At 36.7% G+C, this 18,118-nt stretch carries 19 protein-coding genes and 1 riboswitch; of the genes, 12 read left to right on the top strand and 7 right to left on the bottom strand.

Annotation, left to right across the window (positions count from 1 at the left end; genetic code table 11):
• The 6 genes from ASO14_RS02170 to ASO14_RS02195 all read left to right on the top strand — a co-directional run bounded on the left by ASO14_RS02170 (position 1) and on the right by ASO14_RS02195 (position 6,611).
• Positions 1–705 (top strand): cysteate racemase, encoded by a 705-nt coding sequence (locus ASO14_RS02170; RefSeq protein WP_068450845.1) that lies wholly within the window; start codon positions 1–3, stop codon positions 703–705.
• A gap of 159 nt (positions 706–864) precedes the next feature.
• Positions 865–2,139, top strand: a complete 1,275-nt coding sequence (locus ASO14_RS02175; RefSeq protein WP_082701349.1) for a DEAD/DEAH box helicase — start codon at positions 865–867, stop codon at positions 2,137–2,139.
• Positions 2,140–2,161: 22 nt separating this feature from the next.
• Positions 2,162–3,391: an aminopeptidase gene (locus ASO14_RS02180; protein ID WP_068450847.1), complete on the top strand. Its 1,230-nt coding sequence runs from the start codon at positions 2,162–2,164 to the stop codon at positions 3,389–3,391.
• Positions 3,392–3,601: 210 nt separating this feature from the next.
• Complete coding sequence (locus ASO14_RS02185) at positions 3,602–4,279, top strand: response regulator transcription factor (protein ID WP_068450849.1); 678 nt, start codon at positions 3,602–3,604, stop codon at positions 4,277–4,279.
• Positions 4,263–5,675 carry a HAMP domain-containing sensor histidine kinase gene (locus tag ASO14_RS02190; protein WP_068450851.1) on the top strand — a complete coding sequence of 471 codons (1,413 nt, stop codon included), beginning with the start codon at positions 4,263–4,265 and terminating at the stop codon, positions 5,673–5,675. The genes ASO14_RS02185 and ASO14_RS02190 overlap by 17 nt, the downstream gene beginning before the upstream one ends.
• A 63-nt stretch (positions 5,676–5,738) precedes the next feature.
• A complete protein-coding gene (locus ASO14_RS02195; protein WP_068450853.1) occupies positions 5,739–6,611 on the top strand; it encodes a foldase protein PrsA in 873 nt (290 codons plus the stop codon).
• Between the two features lie 42 nt (positions 6,612–6,653).
• Here ASO14_RS02195 and ASO14_RS02200 read toward each other — a convergent pair whose 3' ends face one another.
• Positions 6,654–7,007: a magnetosome magnetite crystal formation protein family gene (locus ASO14_RS02200; RefSeq protein ID WP_068450864.1), complete on the bottom strand. Its 354-nt coding sequence runs from the start codon at positions 7,005–7,007 to the stop codon at positions 6,654–6,656.
• Positions 7,008–7,122: 115 nt separating this feature from the next.
• Positions 7,123–7,222: riboswitch (TPP riboswitch) on the top strand.
• A gap of 95 nt (positions 7,223–7,317) precedes the next feature.
• On the opposite strand from ASO14_RS02200, the gene thiT reads away from it, so the two are divergent.
• Positions 7,318–7,881 carry an energy-coupled thiamine transporter ThiT gene (gene thiT / locus ASO14_RS02205; RefSeq protein ID WP_068450867.1) on the top strand — a complete coding sequence of 188 codons (564 nt, stop codon included), beginning with the start codon at positions 7,318–7,320 and terminating at the stop codon, positions 7,879–7,881.
• A 169-nt stretch (positions 7,882–8,050) separates the two neighbouring features.
• A complete protein-coding gene (gene map / locus ASO14_RS02210) occupies positions 8,051–8,803 on the top strand; it encodes a type I methionyl aminopeptidase (RefSeq protein WP_068450871.1) in 753 nt (250 codons plus the stop codon).
• A gap of 54 nt (positions 8,804–8,857) precedes the next feature.
• Here map and ASO14_RS02215 read toward each other — a convergent pair whose 3' ends face one another.
• On the bottom strand, positions 8,858–9,589 hold the full coding sequence (locus tag ASO14_RS02215) for a TspO-related membrane protein (RefSeq protein WP_131004905.1): 732 nt from the start codon (positions 9,587–9,589) through the stop codon (positions 8,858–8,860).
• A 146-nt stretch (positions 9,590–9,735) separates the two neighbouring features.
• Between ASO14_RS02215 and ASO14_RS02220 the strand changes: the two genes are divergently transcribed.
• The gene (locus ASO14_RS02220; protein ID WP_068450879.1) at positions 9,736–10,491 is read left to right on the top strand and encodes a polyphosphate kinase 2 family protein; all 756 of its coding nucleotides are present in this window, start codon (positions 9,736–9,738) and stop codon (positions 10,489–10,491) included.
• A 48-nt stretch (positions 10,492–10,539) separates the two neighbouring features.
• Positions 10,540–11,085 carry a GNAT family N-acetyltransferase gene (locus ASO14_RS02225; protein ID WP_068450881.1) on the top strand — a complete coding sequence of 182 codons (546 nt, stop codon included), beginning with the start codon at positions 10,540–10,542 and terminating at the stop codon, positions 11,083–11,085.
• Between the two features lie 96 nt (positions 11,086–11,181).
• Here the strand turns inward: ASO14_RS02225 and ASO14_RS02230 are convergent, their stop codons facing one another.
• The 3 genes from ASO14_RS02230 to ASO14_RS02240 form a co-directional block, all read right to left on the bottom strand.
• Entirely contained in the window at positions 11,182–11,745 is a 564-nt protein-coding gene (locus ASO14_RS02230; RefSeq protein ID WP_068450884.1) for a beta-class carbonic anhydrase, read from the bottom strand.
• An 83-nt stretch (positions 11,746–11,828) separates the two neighbouring features.
• On the bottom strand, positions 11,829–12,821 hold the full coding sequence (locus ASO14_RS02235; protein ID WP_068450887.1) for a rod shape-determining protein: 993 nt from the start codon (positions 12,819–12,821) through the stop codon (positions 11,829–11,831).
• 336 nt (positions 12,822–13,157) lie between these two features.
• Entirely contained in the window at positions 13,158–14,390 is a 1,233-nt protein-coding gene (locus ASO14_RS02240) for an aminopeptidase (protein WP_068450890.1), read from the bottom strand.
• Between the two features lie 262 nt (positions 14,391–14,652).
• Here ASO14_RS02240 and motA point away from each other — a divergent pair, with 262 nt between their 5' ends.
• Both motA and motB read left to right on the top strand, forming a co-directional pair.
• A complete protein-coding gene (gene motA, locus ASO14_RS02245; RefSeq protein WP_068450893.1) occupies positions 14,653–15,456 on the top strand; it encodes a flagellar motor stator protein MotA in 804 nt (267 codons plus the stop codon).
• Complete coding sequence (gene motB, locus ASO14_RS02250) at positions 15,440–16,204, top strand: flagellar motor protein MotB (RefSeq protein ID WP_068450897.1); 765 nt, start codon at positions 15,440–15,442, stop codon at positions 16,202–16,204. The genes motA and motB overlap by 17 nt, the downstream gene beginning before the upstream one ends.
• A 98-nt stretch (positions 16,205–16,302) precedes the next feature.
• On the opposite strand, the gene ASO14_RS02255 is transcribed toward motB, so the two are convergent.
• A complete protein-coding gene (locus ASO14_RS02255; protein WP_068450900.1) occupies positions 16,303–16,524 on the bottom strand; it encodes a DUF1128 domain-containing protein in 222 nt (73 codons plus the stop codon).
• Between the two features lie 76 nt (positions 16,525–16,600).
• A complete protein-coding gene (locus ASO14_RS02260; RefSeq protein WP_068450902.1) occupies positions 16,601–17,977 on the bottom strand; it encodes an alanine/glycine:cation symporter family protein in 1,377 nt (458 codons plus the stop codon).
• Positions 17,978–18,118: the final 141 nt, after the last annotated feature.

An 18,118-nucleotide genomic window follows, 5' to 3' on the forward strand; every position in this document is an offset into this window, starting at 1 on the left:
ATGACTAAGAAAACATTAGGTATTATTGGTGGTGTAGGTCCATTAGCAACGATGTTGTTAGGGGAGATGATTGTCCGAAGAACGAAAGCTTCGACAGACCAAGAGCATATGCATTGTATCATTGATAATGATACGAGAATACCTGATCGTACAGCTTATATTTTAGATCATACAAAACCCAACCCTCTTCCTGTCATGGTACAAGATGCGGGGAAATTAGTCGGAATGGGTGTAGATGTAATCTGCATTCCTTGTAATACAGCACATTATTTTTATGACGATTTAGCAAAAGACACAGCCGTACCGATTTTGCATATGATTCGTGAAACTGCACAAAAAGTGAAAAATCTCGGTGCAAAAAAAGTAGGTGTCCTTGGAACAAAAGGAACACTTTCAACGAATTTATATCAAAATGCTTTACGCGAACAAGGGATTGAGCCAATCGTTCCAGATGATGCGTTACAAGATGTATTAATGGAAATTATTTATGAGTATATAAAGGCTGGGCGCAGCATTTCGAGAGAGATGTGGCAGCGTATTGAAGATGCAATGTTTGCAGAGGGCTGTGACTATATTGTATTAGGATGCACTGAATTATCCATTGTCAATCGTGATTTTGCATTGGACCAAGATTCACGTTACGTGGATGCGATGGTAACATTAGCAGATCGTGCGATTGAAGTATGTGGATATGAACATGTATAAATAAGCATCAGAGAGAGGGAGGAATCACAGCATGTATGTGGTTTCTCCTTCTTCTTGCAACTTGAATTCATGGAAACGTAGGAATTTTGTATAAAACAGATGCTCACATAGCGACAATTTATGTTTTAATTAAAGAAGATGAAAGAAGGTGGCGTTAAAATGACTTTTTTAACACAATTAAATGAAGATTTACAAGCAAAATGGAAATTTGAAAAAACAATGCCGATTCAAGATGAGATGATTCCAGCGATGTTAGCTGGACATGACGTAATTGCTGAATCGCCAACAGGAACAGGAAAAACATTAGCGTATGTCTTGCCAATCCTTCAACAAGTAGATGGTACAAAGAAAAATACACAGGCGTTAATCGTTGCACCGTCACAAGAACTTTGTATGCAAATTACAGATGTTATTCGTGACTGGACGGCTGGAACACCGATTACAGTTGTACCGTTAATTGGTGGTGCAAATACAGCGCGCCAAATCGAAAAGTTGAAGAAAAAACCAACAATTGCAGTGGGAACCCCAGGGCGACTAAACGAATTAGTACGTGCGAAAAAATTAAAATTACATGAACTGCGTTACATCGTATTAGATGAAGGTGACCAATTACTTGGACGTGAATCACGTGTGATTGTGAAATCATTCATTGATGGCGCAAATCATGACCGTCAAGTGGCTCTTGTATCAGCTACAATTACAGATGAGATTGAATTAGTAGGCGAACGTCTAATGTCTGAACCGAAGCGTTTTAAAGTACGTCCAGAAGACATTCCAGACCAAGGGAAAGTCATTCATTCATATATGAAAGTAAGCGTACGTGAAAAAACAGAATTACTACGTAAACTATCTCATATTGAAGGGTTACGTGGTCTTGCATTTGTGAATAACTTAGACCAATTACTAATGAAAGAAACAAAGTTACAATATTTAAATGCACCGATTGCTGTACTGCATGCAGAGATGAAAAAAGAAGAGCGTAAACAGGCGCTTGAAGCATTCCGTAAAGGAAAAATCCGTATTCTAATTGCAACAGATGTGGCGGCACGTGGTTTAGATATTATGGGCTTATCACATGTGATTCATGTGGATGTTCCACATAACCGTGAACAATATTTACACCGTTCAGGCCGTACAGGTCGTGCAGGTAAGAGTGGTGAAGTTTTAACACTTCTTACTTCATTCGAAGAAAAAGAATATAAACAATATACACGTGAACTAGAAGACCGTCCGACTGAACGTATTTTAAAAGGTGGACAGCTGATGGATGGTAAGGGTGAATATCCACATGCTTCACGTAAACCAGAAGAATTACGTCGTAAACAACAGAACCGTCGTGGTGGTAATGGTGGCAATCGTGATTCCAAACAAGCAAATGGTTCAAAAAAACCGTATAATCAAGGTGGAAGAAAATTTTCAAGCAAGAAAAAATAAGTAAATAAAGGGGTATGATGAGATGAGTTTTGAAGAAAAATTAGCGCAATTTGCAGAATTAGCTGTAAAAGTAGGCGCAAACGTTCAAAAGGGGCAAACACTTTTAATTAATACTTCAACAGATACAGTTGAGTTTACACGTATGGTTGTGAAAAAAGCGTATGAAGCAGGGGCAGCACGTGTAACTGTTAATTTTTCAGATGAAGCAATTGATCGCGCATTATTTGATTATGCGCCTGAAGAAGAATTTGAAAAATATCCACGCTGGATTGCAGAACAACGCGATGAATTAATCGAGCGTAAAGGTGCATTACTGTGGATTGATGCAGCTGATCCAGACTTATTAACAGGTGTTCCTGTGAATAAATTATCAACACATCAAAAAGCAGCAGGTAAGGCACTTGAAAACTATCGTGATGCTGTAATGAACGACAAAATTGCATGGTCAATTATCGCCATTCCTTCAAAAGCTTGGGCGAAAAAAGTATTCCCTCACTTACCAGAAGAAGAGCAAGTCCCAGCACTTTGGGAGGCCATCTTCAAAACAGTTCGAATTGGTGAAGGTGATGCAGTACTAAATTGGGAAGAACATCTGATTAAATTACATGCACGTGCAGATTTATTAAATGCCAAACGCTATACAAAATTACACTATACAGCACCAGGAACAGATTTATGGATTGAATTACCTGAAAAACATATTTGGCAAACTGGTTCAAGTCGTACACCAGAAAAAACAGAATTTGTAGCGAATATGCCAACAGAAGAAGTCTATACATTACCTTCTAAGTATGGTGTGAATGGCTATGTATCGAATACAAAACCACTTGTATATCAAGGAAATATTATTGATAAATTTACACTAGCATTTGAAGATGGTGTCATTGTCAAAGCAGAAGCAGAGATTGGACAAGACTTATTACAAGAGATGATTTCTTCAGATGAAGGTTCAAAATATCTTGGTGAAGTAGCACTTGTACCGCATGAATCACCTATTTCTGCATCGAATATTTTATATTACAATACATTATTCGATGAGAATGCTTCAAATCATTTAGCTGTCGGTGCAGCATATCCAACATGCTATGAAGGTGGAAGCGAATTATCTGAGGCTGAACTAGACGCACATGGTATTAACTCATCGATTACACACGAAGATTTCATGATTGGTAGCGGCGAGATGGATATTGATGGTATTTTGGCAGATGGTACAGTTGAACCAATCTTCCGTAAAGGAAATTGGGCATTTTAAATAAATAGAAACAATAGCTTAGGTTATAGGTGTAAAAACACCATTTGATATGAGTATAAGAAAAACTGGAATCGTGTTGTGGCGCGGTTCCAGTTTTTCGTTGCGCACTCTAAAAAGAAAAGTGAAATGTTTTATCTATTTCGTAGACATCTAGTTGACGTATAAAAAGGGTAAAATAAGTATACGTGAATAAATGAGGAGCGAATGAACATGAAAGTATTAATTGTTGAAGATGAACAAGCCATTAGCCAAGTGTTAAAGGTTTATTTACGTAAAGCAGGTTTTGAAACAGAACAAGTCTTTACAGGTAGTGAAGCTTTTTTTATATTTGAACGTTTTCAACCAGACCTTGTATTACTTGATGTGATGTTACCAGGTAAAGATGGTTGGACAATTTTAAAAGAAATTCGTGAGCAGTCACAAACACCTGTGATTATGTTGACTGCACTTGGTGACACACATTTTAAATTAGATGGTTTAAATGGTGGCGCAGATGACTACATTGCCAAGCCTTTTGAAGCAGAGGAAGTGGTAGCGCGGATTAAAGCCGTGTTAAGACGCGTGAATCAACCACAACATGCAGTGAAGCAGTTTGGAGCTTTACAAATTGATTCAACAGCGCATCAAGTTCACCTGCACGGAGAAGAAGTGACACTCACGCCACGTGACTTATCCGTACTATTATTTTTAGCAGAACATCCAAATCAAACATTCACACGTGATCAATTATTAGAGCATGTGTGGGGCTGGAACTACGATGGAAGTGACAGAGCAGTTGACTTATCTATTAAAAGACTGCGTAAAGCGTTACAAGCGTGGGCAGCTGATGAGGGTGAAATCCGTACACTGCGAGGATTGGGGTATCAACTACGTGTTCAAAAATCGTAAACGCATCTCACTACAAACGTATTGGATGACGCGCTATTTACTCGTATTACTCATTGGTTTAGCAATTGTGGCACTTATTTCAGCCATATGGATTCGTCATACAAACGTATCGTATCGCATGGATACAATGGAAGTACTAGCAGAACAAATAACAAACCAATTAACAGATGTAGAGAATCCAACAAATGATGTGCCGAATCGTTTTATTGGCGATCCTGAGAAGTTCCCAAGACAAGATATAAAACCAAAAGTCTATATAACAAATACAGACGGGGATGTACTAAATGAACGTGCTATGGGACCAAAAATTACCAAAATTCCAAAAGAGGTACTAACTTCTTCAGATGAAAAACAGACACTAAAAGACTTAGATGGTATATCGCAAACCTACTATATGGTGAAGAAAAAAGTAGAAATAGATGAGAAGCATGTAGGCTGGGTTGTTGTTATGGAAGATGAAAAAATGATGACGCGCTCGAATCAAGCATATGGACAACTAGCACTAATGATTGGAGCACTTGCACTCATTGGACTTGGAGCTATCTATTATTTAACTTCTCGATTAGTTCGTCCAATTCGGGAGGTAGCTGTAGCAGCCAAGCAAATTCAAGAAGGGAATTATGCTATCTCTCTGCCAGATCATCCAAAGGAACGAGAAGTATATGAACTTGTCACATCATTTACTGAGATGGCGAATCGTCTTGAACAACTTGAAGCGATGCGTACAGAGCTTTTAGCAGGTGTAACGCATGAATTAAAAACGCCTGTAACAGCAATTGACGGCTTACTTCAAGCATTAAAAGACGGTGTTGTGACTGGAGAGGAAGCACGTGAATTTGTACAGATGGCAATGGTCGAAACGAAGAAAATGAAAACGATGGTAGGTGACTTACTTGCTTTTAACTCGTTTGCAGTCAATGCCATCCCACTTAAATTTGAAACAAAAGAAATCAATTCGTATGTAGAAAATACAATGAAACAATGGCAAACTACACAAGAGTTTGAAGAAGTTCAGATTACATTAGATGAACATGTAGAACCAATTCACCTCTCAATTGATCCTATACGTTTCCAACAGATTTGTACGAATTTATGGACGAATGCAGCACAAGCAATGCATGAACAAGGTCAGATTCATATTCGTCTACAAGCAGATAAAGAAAAAGTGCGTATTTTTGTTCAAGACGAGGGAAGTGGTATTCCAAAAGAAGAACAACCATTTATTTTTGACCGCTTTTATCGAGGGGAAAATAAAAAATATGCAATTCGTGGATTAGGGTTGGGATTACCACTTAGTAAAATGATGGCTCAGTCGATGCAAGGTGACTTACGTTTAGTGCATAGCGATGAACAAGGTACGTGTTTTGTGATTGAACTGAAAAGAAATGAAGCATGACGTCTCGTTGACACATTCCTTCTTTATAGTGAAGATAGTTCAAAAATAAGGAGTGTCAAATAGATGAAAAAGAGAATGATCTGGGCAATCGCTATCATCTTTGTTTTAGTTGTTGGAAGTGGTGTATATTATGCAACAGCCAAAACAGGATATGTCGCAAAAGTAGGCGATACGAAAATTACACAACAGCAACTGAATAATGTTTTAAATAAACAATATGGTAGTGCAGCGCTTGAAACATTAATTCAAGATCAAGTAATTACACTTGAAGCAGAAAAACAAAAAGTAACAGCAAGTGATGCAGAAGTAGATGCACAATATAAAAAAGTCGAAACACAATATGGCGGAGCAGATGCACTTGAATCAGCACTTGAATCAAATAACATGTCTAAATCTGATTTTAAAGCGAATTTAAAAACGTATGTACTCGCATCTAAAATGATTGAGAAGGATTTAGATACATCTGACGAAACATTAAAAGCTTATCTAAAAGAAAATCAATCTACATTCGATACAGCAGCGCAAGTGAAGGCAAGTCACATTCTTGTAGAGAAAAAAGCAACTGCGACAAAAATCAAAAAAGAGTTAGATGCAGGTGGTGACTTTGCAAAATTGGCGAAGAAATATTCAACTGATACTGCCACGAAAAGTAAAGGTGGCGACTTAGGCTACTTTACGAAATCAGAAATGGTGGAAGAATTTGCGACACAAGCTTTCAGCATGAAAAAAGGTGATATTAGTGACCCAATCAAAACAGATTATGGTTACCATATTATCAAAGTAACAGGTACAGTCGATGCAAAAACAGCGAAGTATGAAGAGGTCAAAGACAAAGTAAAAGAAGCGTATATTGAAGCGCAAATTAGCGCACAATATTCAAGTTGGTTAACAGAGAAAATGGCAGACTACGACATTACAAATACACTCAGTAAATAACAAAAGAAGCAGTATGAGAATTATCTCAGCTGCTTCTTTTTCTTACATAGTTGTACTTTTTTGGTTTAATACTTGAATGCCGCGAACGATATTCCAAATGACAATCGCCAATGAGAATAAAGCCATGAAAATGATGAAAATAATGACACCTATACCAAGTGCAGCACCTGTTGAATCACTCATTTCAGCTGATGCAAAGATACCCATTGTTGCTAAAATAATAAAGAAAATAACTGCAGGAACATAAAGTAACAAGTGAGAAATAAGTGCATGTGTTGCGTGTTTTTTTACATCACGATCTTTTACAACGAGCATAACAATCAGCGGTAAAATAAAGCCTGCAAAGAAAATACTGAAGTAACAAAGTGATGATAAAATACGATTATTCTGTTCCATGATAACCCTCCCTTTTGTTCATAATAACTTATATACGTATAAAAATGGAAATCGTTTCATGCTATTGCTATATTTCGTTAAATTCAGTAGAATGAGAGTGTTCAAAAATAATGATGTAAACCACAAGGGGTGCATACGTGCTGAGAGAGAGTTTCGACTCCAACCCTTCGAACCTGTAAGTTAACACTTGCGTAGGAATGTGGATAGAAACCGACATATAACGATGTCAGGCTCTGTCCTGATGTCGTTTTTTTTATCTAGATTACCACAGGAATTGTGTAAGACATCAAATCAATGGAGGTTCATAAAGATGAACAAACAAAGATTATTAATGATGATTGAGGTGGCCATTTTTGCGGCGATTGGTTTTATTTTAGACAAACTATCGTTTTCGATTTGGGCACAGGGTGGTTCCATTAGTTTAGTTATGGTACCAATCGTATTGATGGCGATGCGTTGGGGAACATTACCAGGGCTTGCGACAGGTCTTATTGTAGGGGTACTACAAGTTTTAACAGGTGCAAGTATTTTAACCCCATTACAAGGATTTTTAGATTACTTCTTTGCGTTCACAATTGTCGGGATTGCTGGAGTTTTCCGTCCGATGGTTATTCGTGCTTCAAAACAGAAAAAAGATGGCGCAATGCTTGGCTGGATTTTAGTGGGTACAGCAATTGGTGGAATCCTACGACTGATTTCACATACAGTAGCAGGCGCAGTATTCTTCGCAAGTTATGCGGGCGACCAAAACCCATGGATTTATTCTGTTGTTTATAATAGCTCGTATATGATTCCAGCTATTATTTTAACAGCTGTCGTGATTTATCTATTGTTTAGAGCAGCACCTAAGTTATTCGTTCAAAAGACGTATTAAGAATAAAAACGTAGCGACTAAGAAATCGTTACGTTTTTTATTATATATATATCCACCTAAATAAAAACTTTTACTGAATGTATGAAAGAATGCATAGACTTTTTATATGTATCTACAAAAATTATGATATAGTTAAGAGTAGAATTTTATATAGAAGGGACCGTTATACATGATTGCAACAACTCAACAAGAAATCGATGCGTTATTAAAAGCGGGTCGTGCCATGGCAGAAATTCGCGAGGCAATGAAAGCTGCGACAAAACCAGGCGTTACAACAAAAGAGCTAGATGAATTAGCTGGTAAACTATTTGAAGAAAAAGGTGCAGTATCTGGACCAAAAGCAGAATATGACTTCCCAGGTTTCACATGTATTAGTGTAAACGAGGTCGTAGCACATGGTATTCCAAACGATACACCTCTAAAAGAAGGCGATATGATTAATATTGATGTATCGGGTCATGTGGATGGTTTTTATGCAGATACAGGTATTTCATTTATCGTAGGTGATGCTGAAAAGCCAGAATTACAAAAATTATGTGATGTAGCACAGTCAGCTTTTGATCGTGCTATGACAAAGGTTAAACCAGGTTCTAAATTGAATCAAATTGGTAAAGCTGTAGAACGTGAAGCGCATGATAATGGTTTAAAAGTAATTATGAACCTAACAGGTCATGGTGTAGGACACTCATTACATGAAGAACCACAATATGTATTGAACTATTATGATGCATGGGACGCTACTTTAATGAAAGAAGGTATGGTTTTCGCAGTAGAACCATTCATCTCACAAGCAGCTGAAAATATTATTGAAGGTACAGATGGTTGGGCGTTTTTAACACCAGATAAATCATTTGTAGCACAACTAGAACATACAGTAATCGTGACAAAAAATGGCCCGATTTTAACAACAAAAATTGATTAATAAAAAGAGGAGAACGATTTTTTCGTTCTCCTCTTTTCTATAGTGTAAAACATGTTAATAGATTGTTCTTGGCTTTTTACGCATAAATAGAATACCAGCAAGTAATACACCACTTAAAAATAATGCAGCTGTTGTTACTAATAATTCCTCAAAGTTATTTTGTACAGCAATTCCTAAATAGAACCAGATGAATAGAATCGGGAAGTAAGGATCGTAATGATGAAAGCGGATGTGAAGTGCAATGGCTACAAAGACAGTCAATAAGATGACGGCCCATAGCGGTTGACTTAATCCAAAACCATCCCAACGTGCTGCAACAAGTAAGATTGCTAAATTGAACATAATAAGTAATACGAGCCATGCTAAATAAAGTGATATAGGTAGGCGTGTGGTCATCGTATTCTTTTCAGGTAGTAATAAATACATACCTGCAAGTGCAAGTGTACTGAATACGAGTATCATACATGCGATGATGAACTGACTATTTTGCCAGTAATAAATCCAAACGATTGAAAGGACCATACTAATTGTAAATAAAAAACTTTGTACATGTGTAATCGCAAATTGTTTCTTTGCAAACATTTGCCATTGTTTGTAAATCCAATATAATATAGAGAGATAGATGAGTGCCACTACATAAAAGACATAGTCGGATGGATAAGCTAGAATGGTATAGCTATTTGCAACATCCACTGTCGTTTGACCATTGAATGGAAGAATGGCAGCAGATACGCTGACAATCATCATTGCTAAAAAACTGATTGTCATTAACAATAGTCTGCCCAAAAGATCTCCTCCTCATCAAGATTTTTCGTATTTAAAAATACTAACTATCATTATACACGTCTTTCATAGTGCAATCATTTTCAATTTGGTGAACGTTTCATAAAAAAAGGGTATATATAATCAGATTCAGGAAAAGGAGTGTTTACATGACTCAATCTTTAGAAGAATTAAATATGGATAAGAAGTTTAATAGTAAGAAGTCGTATAAAAAAGAATTAAAAAAATTACAGCTAAAAATGTTAACGTTACAACAGACGTTGCATCGTAATAATATCGGTTTAATTATTGCCTTTGAAGGAATGGACGCAGCTGGAAAGGGTGGCGCGATTAAGCGCTTGATTGAACGATTAGATCCGCGTGGTTATGTTGTACATCCAATTTCTGCTCCAAAGCCACACGAATTACGTCACAACTACTTACAACGTTTCTGGCGTAAGCTACCGTTTAGAGGAAGTATCGGTATTTTTGACCGTAGTTGGTATGGTCGTGTATTAGTAGAGCGAATTGAAGGTTTTGCAACGGATGCTGAATGGACGCGTGCTTACCATGAGATTAATGAGTTTGAGCGTGTACTGACAGATGACCACTATATTATTTTGAAGTTCTGGCTACAAATCACAGATGAAGAACAATTGAATCGTTTTAATGCACGTGAGAATGATCCATATAAATCTTGGAAGCTAACAGATGAGGATTGGCGCAATCGTAAAAAATGGCCTCAGTATGTTCAAGCAGCAAATGATATGTTTGCTAAAACAGATCATCCGAATGCACCATGGATTTTAGTTGCAGGTAATGATAAAGAATATGCAAGAATCAAAGTATTAAAAGAAACAATTAAGCATTGTGAATCGAAAATTAAAAGTATGGGAATTGAGATTGATTACCCAGATGAGAAATAGTTTTTTAGTTAAAAGCTGATGAAATTGTGTAGAGAGAGATGATGTGGCATGCTTTACTTAGAGAGCGAACGCTGTATATATCGCGTATTAATTGAAGAAGATGCGGAAGCATTAACAAACCTAGTTGTACAAAATAAGCGATTTTGGTCCATCCATGAGCCACTTCATAGTCCTGAATATTACACGAAGAATTTTCAATTGAAGCGAATTAACGATTCGATGCATCAAATGAATATGCGTCGAGAGTATAGTTTTGGAATCTTCCTTAAAAATACGAAAGAGTTAATCGGTCATATATCGATTTATTCCATTAAGCGCTTGCCTTTTTCGAGTGCGTTCATCGGTTATTCCTTAGATGAGCGCTTTACTCGTAAAGGAATTACAACAGAAGCGGTGGAATGTATTACAAAATTCGGCTTTGAAAATTTGGATTTACATAGAATTGAAGCCTATGTATCGCCAGCAAATGAAGGGTCTTATCGTGTGCTAGAAAAAGTCGGTTATCAACGTGAAGGATTGTTAAAACAATTACTTTATATTAATGGTGTATGGGTAGATCATTATCTATATGCGAAGCTCGCAGAGGAACATTGAAAAGGTAAGACACTTTGGTATAAGTGGAAAAGACAATTTAAAAAGAAATTTTAAAAAAGAACCGCTGTCTTATCAAGGCAGCGGTTCTTTTTATTATTATAGGTCGTAACCGTTTGTTACAAGTTCAAGTTCGCCTGTTTTTGGATCAATGATTAAACCATGTACAGGTACATCTTTTGTGACTAAAGGATGATTACGTACAACATTTACGCTGCGTTTCACTTCTTCTTCTAAATCAGTGAAGCCTTTTAACCAATCCTCAACATCAATTCCTGTATGTGAGATGATTTCAAACGTTTTGTCATCTACCCCACGTGATTTAATTTCGTTGATAACTTTTGATGGATCCATTGAATTCATACCACAGTTTTTGTGTCCAACTACAAGTACTTCCTCTGCTTTTAAAGCATAGACTGCAACTAGTACACTTCGCATGATACTGCCGAATGGATTATTAATTTGTGCCCCCGCTGTTTTGATCATTTTCGCATCACCATTTTTAATGTTGATTGCTTTTTGTAATAATTCAATTAAGCGTGCATCCATACAAGTTACAATTGCTAACTTTTTATTCGGTACTACATCCGATACATATGATACATAATCTTGGTTTTCTACAAACTTTTTGTTAAACTCTAAAATCTCATCTAATTTTCTCATTACAAACTCCCCTCCCACATTTAATTTTATCTAAAAAAAGTAAAAAATTAAACGTTTATGGTAAAAATGCATAAAAAGAACGATTATTTAAGGTAATGTAGTGTTTCTGTTGAGAGACCTGTACCAATCGCAACCGCTTCAAGAGGAGATTGTGCTCTGTAAACTGGAATAAATAGTTCATTTGCTAACCATTCATCTAATCCTTGTAGTAAAGATGTCCCGCCAGCAAGAACGATACCACGTTCTACAATATCACCAGCAAGTTCTGGTGGACAAGATTCTAGAGTACGACGAATCAGTTCTAAAATCGCTTGGAATGTTTCAGATAAGCAATCTTGTAGCTGCATCGAATCAATTGTAATACTACGTGGTAATCCTGTGACTAAGTCACGTCCTGTTACGGTCATTTGTGCTACTGCATGTTCAATTGGTGCATGCCCAATCTCAATTTTGATTTCTTCAGCAGTTTTAGCACCAATTAATAAATTGAATTCTTTGCGTAGATAGTGAATGATATCATCGTTAATTGAGTCGCCACCAATTTTGGCAGTTGCCGTTGTTACAATACCACCTAATGAGATGATTCCAACTTCAGTTGTACCACCGCCTAAATCAACAATTGCGCTCGCTGTAGGCTCGTTTACAGGTAACTCTGCCCCAATAGCTGCAGCAACAGGTTCATCAATTAAAAATGCCTCTTTAGCTCCACATTGGCGTGCAGCATCCTGAATAGCTAAACGCTCAATCGATGTTGCCCCAGAAGGTGCACAAATAACGATGTTCGGTTTTTTAAATCGTCCTTTGTCTTTAAAGACGCGATCTAAAATCGTTTTTAAAAGAGCAGTTGCCATATCAAAATCTGCAATGACACCATCTTTAAGTGGATGACATACTGTAATATTCGGTGGTGTTTTTCCAATCATTGCTTTGGCTTCATGACCAATCGCAATTACTTGTTTTGTCGTTGTATTGACAGCCACGACAGATGGCTCATTCAAAATAATACCTTTATTTTTTACGTACACTAATGTGTTCGCTGTACCTAAATCAATTCCAAGAGCTGAAGATGTAAACATCAAACAACGCCTCCTCTAGCTTTATATAAATATCTAATATGATAAAAAAATAACAAATCAGTCGTTTTAATAGTATAAATGAAGAAAAAAGGGAATGATAGTTTAAATATGAAGGATAAAAAAGGAAATAAAAATAGAGTTGTTGATATATCAATATGTAAAGGCTTTTATTAGGATAAAAGTCTACTATTTAATTTTTTAAAATGCGCTAAATGTGTTAGAAGAAGAAAAAATATTTATCCTACATTTTAATAAAAAATTGCTTTTTTATGATGTCATATAAAAAAACGCCTCGTCTTAAAGACGAAACGTTCTTTTAAATGTTTCCACTAGAGATTAAAATGCCCAATTTCCTTTACGGAATACAGGAATACGTTCACCCTCTTTTGTAATACCATCAATCTGCATATCACCAGAACCAATCATAAAGTCGACATGTGTCATACTGCGATTTAATCCTGCTTTTGCGAGTTCTTCTTGTGACATTTCTGTTCCGTTTTCTACACAAAAAGCATAGGCACTACCAATCGCTAAATGGTTTGAAGCATTCTCATCGAATAGTGTGTTGTAGTAAAGGAGACCAGAGTTTGAAATAGGTGAATCATGTGGTACAAGTGCTACTTCACCTAAGAAGTGAGATCCTTCATCTGTTGCAACTAAATCCTCTAATACTTGCTCACCTTGTTCAGCTGATATATCTACAATACGACCATTTTCAAAAGTAATTTTAAAGTTGTCAATAATTGTTCCACCGTAGCTTAATGGTTTCGTACTGCTTACATAGCCATCTACACCGTCTTTAAAAGGCGCTGTGAAAACTTCTTCAGTTGGGATATTCGCCATAAAATCAAAACCAGCTTCATTCTTACTACCGCCACCGCTCCAAATATGGTGTTCAGGTAATTCGATTGTTAAATCAGTACCAGGTGCTGTGTAGTGAAGCTTGTGGAAGTGATAACGATTCAATTCATCTACCTTCGTACTAAGCTGTTCATCATGTGCTTGCCAAGCTTCAACAGGTTGTTCTAAGTCAGCGCGTGTCGCTTTAAAAATAGCTTCCCATAGAGCAGGAACTTGTTCTTCAGTTGGTAAGTCGGCAAACATCATAGCAGCCCAGTCTTTCGAAGGTGCTGCAGCGACAGTCCAACTAATTTTGTTTGCTTGTGAAGCTTGACGATATTTTTCTAATCCTTGACCTGCAGCTTTTTGGAATGCCGCAATTTTTTCTGGCATAATACCTTTTAATAAGTCAGGACTAGATGATTTTACTTTAATAAAAGCAGCCCCATGTTCAGCTAGCCATTCTTTTTCAACTGTTTGCCAAATAGGGAAGTGATTGAATTCTTCAAGTGGTGCATGTTCAAAATGTAAACGACTAATAACATCATCATCATAATGTACAAATACTTGTTTTGCGCCTGCTTCATATGCTTTTTTAGCTAATGCTTGAGCAAGCTCTGTATTCTCAACTGTCACATCAATAAATAGATATTGATCTGGTTGAAGATTTGATCCAACACGAATTAAAAGTTCTGCATAATTTTCTAATTTTTCTTGAAAACGTAACATTTAAACCCATCCTTTGTTAATATAGAATTAATAGAAACTTCTATTCTATTTTCAACTATTTCGGGTAACGAATCAAGTTAAACATATAAAATCAAAAGAATAATAACAACTGGTACTAAACACTCTATTATATGTAATTTGGCAGTGAACGTTTGTACATAGAAATTTTCATGAAATATCCAATGAATGTAGTAGATGTTTATTAAGATTTAAGAATTTACACCGAAATATAAAGAAGAATGACGACTTTGGAGGTTCTGAAATGGATATATCATCAGTTATAGGGATTATACTTGGACTTGTCTCTCTTATTGTAGGGATGTTCTTTAAGGGTGTAACACCGGATGCCTTACTTAATCCAGCGGCGCTCTTTATTATCATTTTAGGAACGATTGCTACTGTTGTAATTGCCTTCCCAATGAGTGAGCTAAAGCGCATACCAAAATTATTTGGTGTTTTATTTAAGGATAAAAAATTAGTAAGTGATTTAGAAATTATTCAATTATTCTCAAGTTGGGCAGATTTAGCTCGTCGAGAAGGTTTGCTTGCCTTAGAGAGTAAAGTGGATGAAGTAGACGATTCATTCCTTAAAAATGGTTTAACATTAGCAATTGATGGTCAAAATGCAGATTACATACGCGATGTGTTAACAGAAGAAGTAGAATCAATGGAAGAACGTCATAGTGCGGGAGCGCAAATTTTTACACAGGCGGGTACTTACGCGCCGACACTAGGTGTATTAGGGGCTGTAATTGGTCTGATTGCAGCGTTAAAAGAATTAGATGATGTTGAAAAGTTAGGTTTAGCGATTTCAGCTGCCTTCGTTGCAACATTACTCGGTATTTTTACAGGTTATGTATTATGGCATCCATTCGCAAATAAACTAAAGCGAAAGTCAGCTGTTGAAGTAAAACAGAAGATGATGATTATAGAAGGTATCCTTTCAGTATTAGAAGGGGAGGCTCCTCGCGTAATCGAACAAAAATTGGCATCATACTTACCGAAAAGTGAACGTGCTAAAATAATTGGCGAAAGCGGGGCGGATGGCCTTGGCAAAGAAAGCTAAAAAACATAAAAAACATGAGGAACATATTCCAGAGTCTTGGCTAATTCCATATGCAGATATTTTAACGCTATTACTAGCACTCTTTATTGTATTGTTTGCATCTTCATCGGTTGATGTGAAGAAGTTATCACAATTATCCGCTGTATTTAGTACAGTATTTGATGGTGGTTCAGGCGTTATGGATAATCCATCACCTGTCGAAACAGATACGCCAAATAGTGAAACATTAAGTGCGTATCAAGAAGACCAACGTCAGTTAAAAGAAATTGAAACAGATGTGGAACAATATATCGCAAGTAAAGAATTAGAAGGAAAATTCGATACAAAGATGACAGAAGATGGTCTACTCATTACGATTAAAGCAAGTGTTCTATTTGATCCAGGTCAGGCCGTCATCTCATCTAAGTATGAATATATTGCAAAAGATTTGGCGAAAGTACTTAATTTAAAACCAAAACGTTCGGTTGTCGTGTCAGGTTATACAGATACAGTACCAACTACGGGTAGTCAGTTTTCTTCAAACTGGGAGTTGAGTGCAATTCGTGCAGTAAACTTTTTAACCTTACTTGTAAATTCGAATAAAGAACTAGATCCTGCTTATTTCAGCGCCAAAGGATATGGTGAGAACAATCCTGTTGCATCGAATGATACAGCAGAGGGAAAAGCTAAAAACCGTCGTGTAGAGGTTCTTGTGCAGCCTTTAGTAAAAGAAGATGGTTCATCATATGAACAAACAAATAGTAAATAGAAAAAGAGGGTGGAGTAAAATCCAGCCTCTTTTTATTGGTTAGATATAGTACATAAAAAAAGAAGTACAATGGGAAAATCCCAAAGCACTTCTTTTGCTTATTTACGCAGTGAACCAAGTTCTGCTACGATTGCTTGCATTTCACTTGGACTAAAAGCATCACGTTTATGTACTAATTCATATAAGTACACAAGATCTTCGTAACTCTCTGTGTCGAAGTTTTCAGGCTTCATGGCATCTGCATTGACCATGCGTAATTTTTCTTTAATCGCTTCAATCATGAAGTGAATATTTTCTGTAGATGGTGTTGTTAAATCCAAAAGGAACCCCTACCTTTCAAAGTTGGTTACCTTTTATAATTCCATTCATACAGACAATTGTCAATGACAATTTGATTTAAGATTTACTAGCACGTAATGCTAATTTTTCTTCTTTTAATGTTTTTTGAATAATACGTGTTTCAGCTACAATAACACCTGATAAACCGACAAGACCGATTAAGTTAGGAATTGCCATTAAGCCGTTCGCTACATCCGAGAATGTCCATACAAGATCAAGAGATGATGTTGCACCTACATAAACAAATAATACGAAGATGATACGATATATTGTCCCAGCGATTGGTGTCTTTACAAGATATTGTAGACACTTCTCACCATAGTAAGCCCAACCCATAATTGTTGAAGAAGCAAAGAATACAAGACCGATTGCTACAACATATGGACCCCATGCGCCTAGGAATGTATCAAATGCAGCAGTTGTTAATTCGTTCGCTGCCATATCTTTATTTGTATAAACACCTGACATAACGATTGTTAAACCTGTAATTGAACAGATTAAGATGGTATCTAAGAATACTTGTGTCATCGAGATTAAAGCTTGACGACCTGGTAAGTCTGTTTTTGCAGCAGCAGCAGCGATTGGTGCAGAACCAAGACCAGCTTCGTTTGAGAAAATCCCACGTGCAACCCCGTAACGAATCGCAGCACCGACAGCACCACCACCAGCAGCAGAGAATGAAAATGCATCTTTAAAAATAATACCAAAAGCAGCGGGTACATCTGTAATGTTCGTAAAGATTACAATTAAACCAGCAAGTAAATAGAAAATTGCCATAACCGGTACAAATACAGCTGTTACGCTACCGATTGATGAAATACCACCTAAAATAACTAACCCTACAACAATGGTTAATACAATACCTGTAATCCAAGGCGCAACGTTGAACGTGTTACTTACAACACCAGCAACTGAGTTCGATTGTGTACCATTACCGATACCAAATGATGCGATAACACCGAAGAAAGCGAATAGAACAGCTAGCCATTTTTGCTTTAGACCACGCTCTAAATAGTACATCGGTCCGCCAGCCATTTGTCCTTTTTCATCTTTCACACGATATTTTACGGCTAATAGTGCCTCACCGTATTTTGTTGCCATACCTAATATTGCAGCTACCCACATCCAGAAAATTGCTCCTGGTCCCCCTAGAATAACAGCAGTGGCTACCCCGACAATATTACCTGTTCCAACTGTCGCAGCTAAAGCTGTCGTCAGTGCTTGGAATTGTGAAATATCCCCTTCAGCCGATTTGTCATGGTTTTTTGAAAATACTAATTTTAAAGCAGTTGGTAACAAACGAATTTGTAAAAAACCAATACGAATTGTTAAGTAGATCCCTGTCCCTAAAATTAAGACGATTAGCGGTATCCCCCATAACACGCCTGAAACCTCGCCTAAAAATGCATTTAACTTATCTCCCAAAGCCCCCATTGAATTACCCCCTAAAAATGTAATTTTTCTTTAAAATGGAAAAATTAAAGCATATAACTATTTTCATAAAATTCTGTTAAATTGTCAATACCTAAAATGAATTTACATTATAACTATTTGTTATAATAGAATGTATGCTAG

Origin of the sequence: Kurthia sp. 11kri321 (genome assembly GCF_001534765.1) — a bacterium.
In the GTDB taxonomy this organism is placed as follows: Bacteria; Bacillota; Bacilli; order Bacillales_A; family Planococcaceae; genus Kurthia; species Kurthia gibsonii.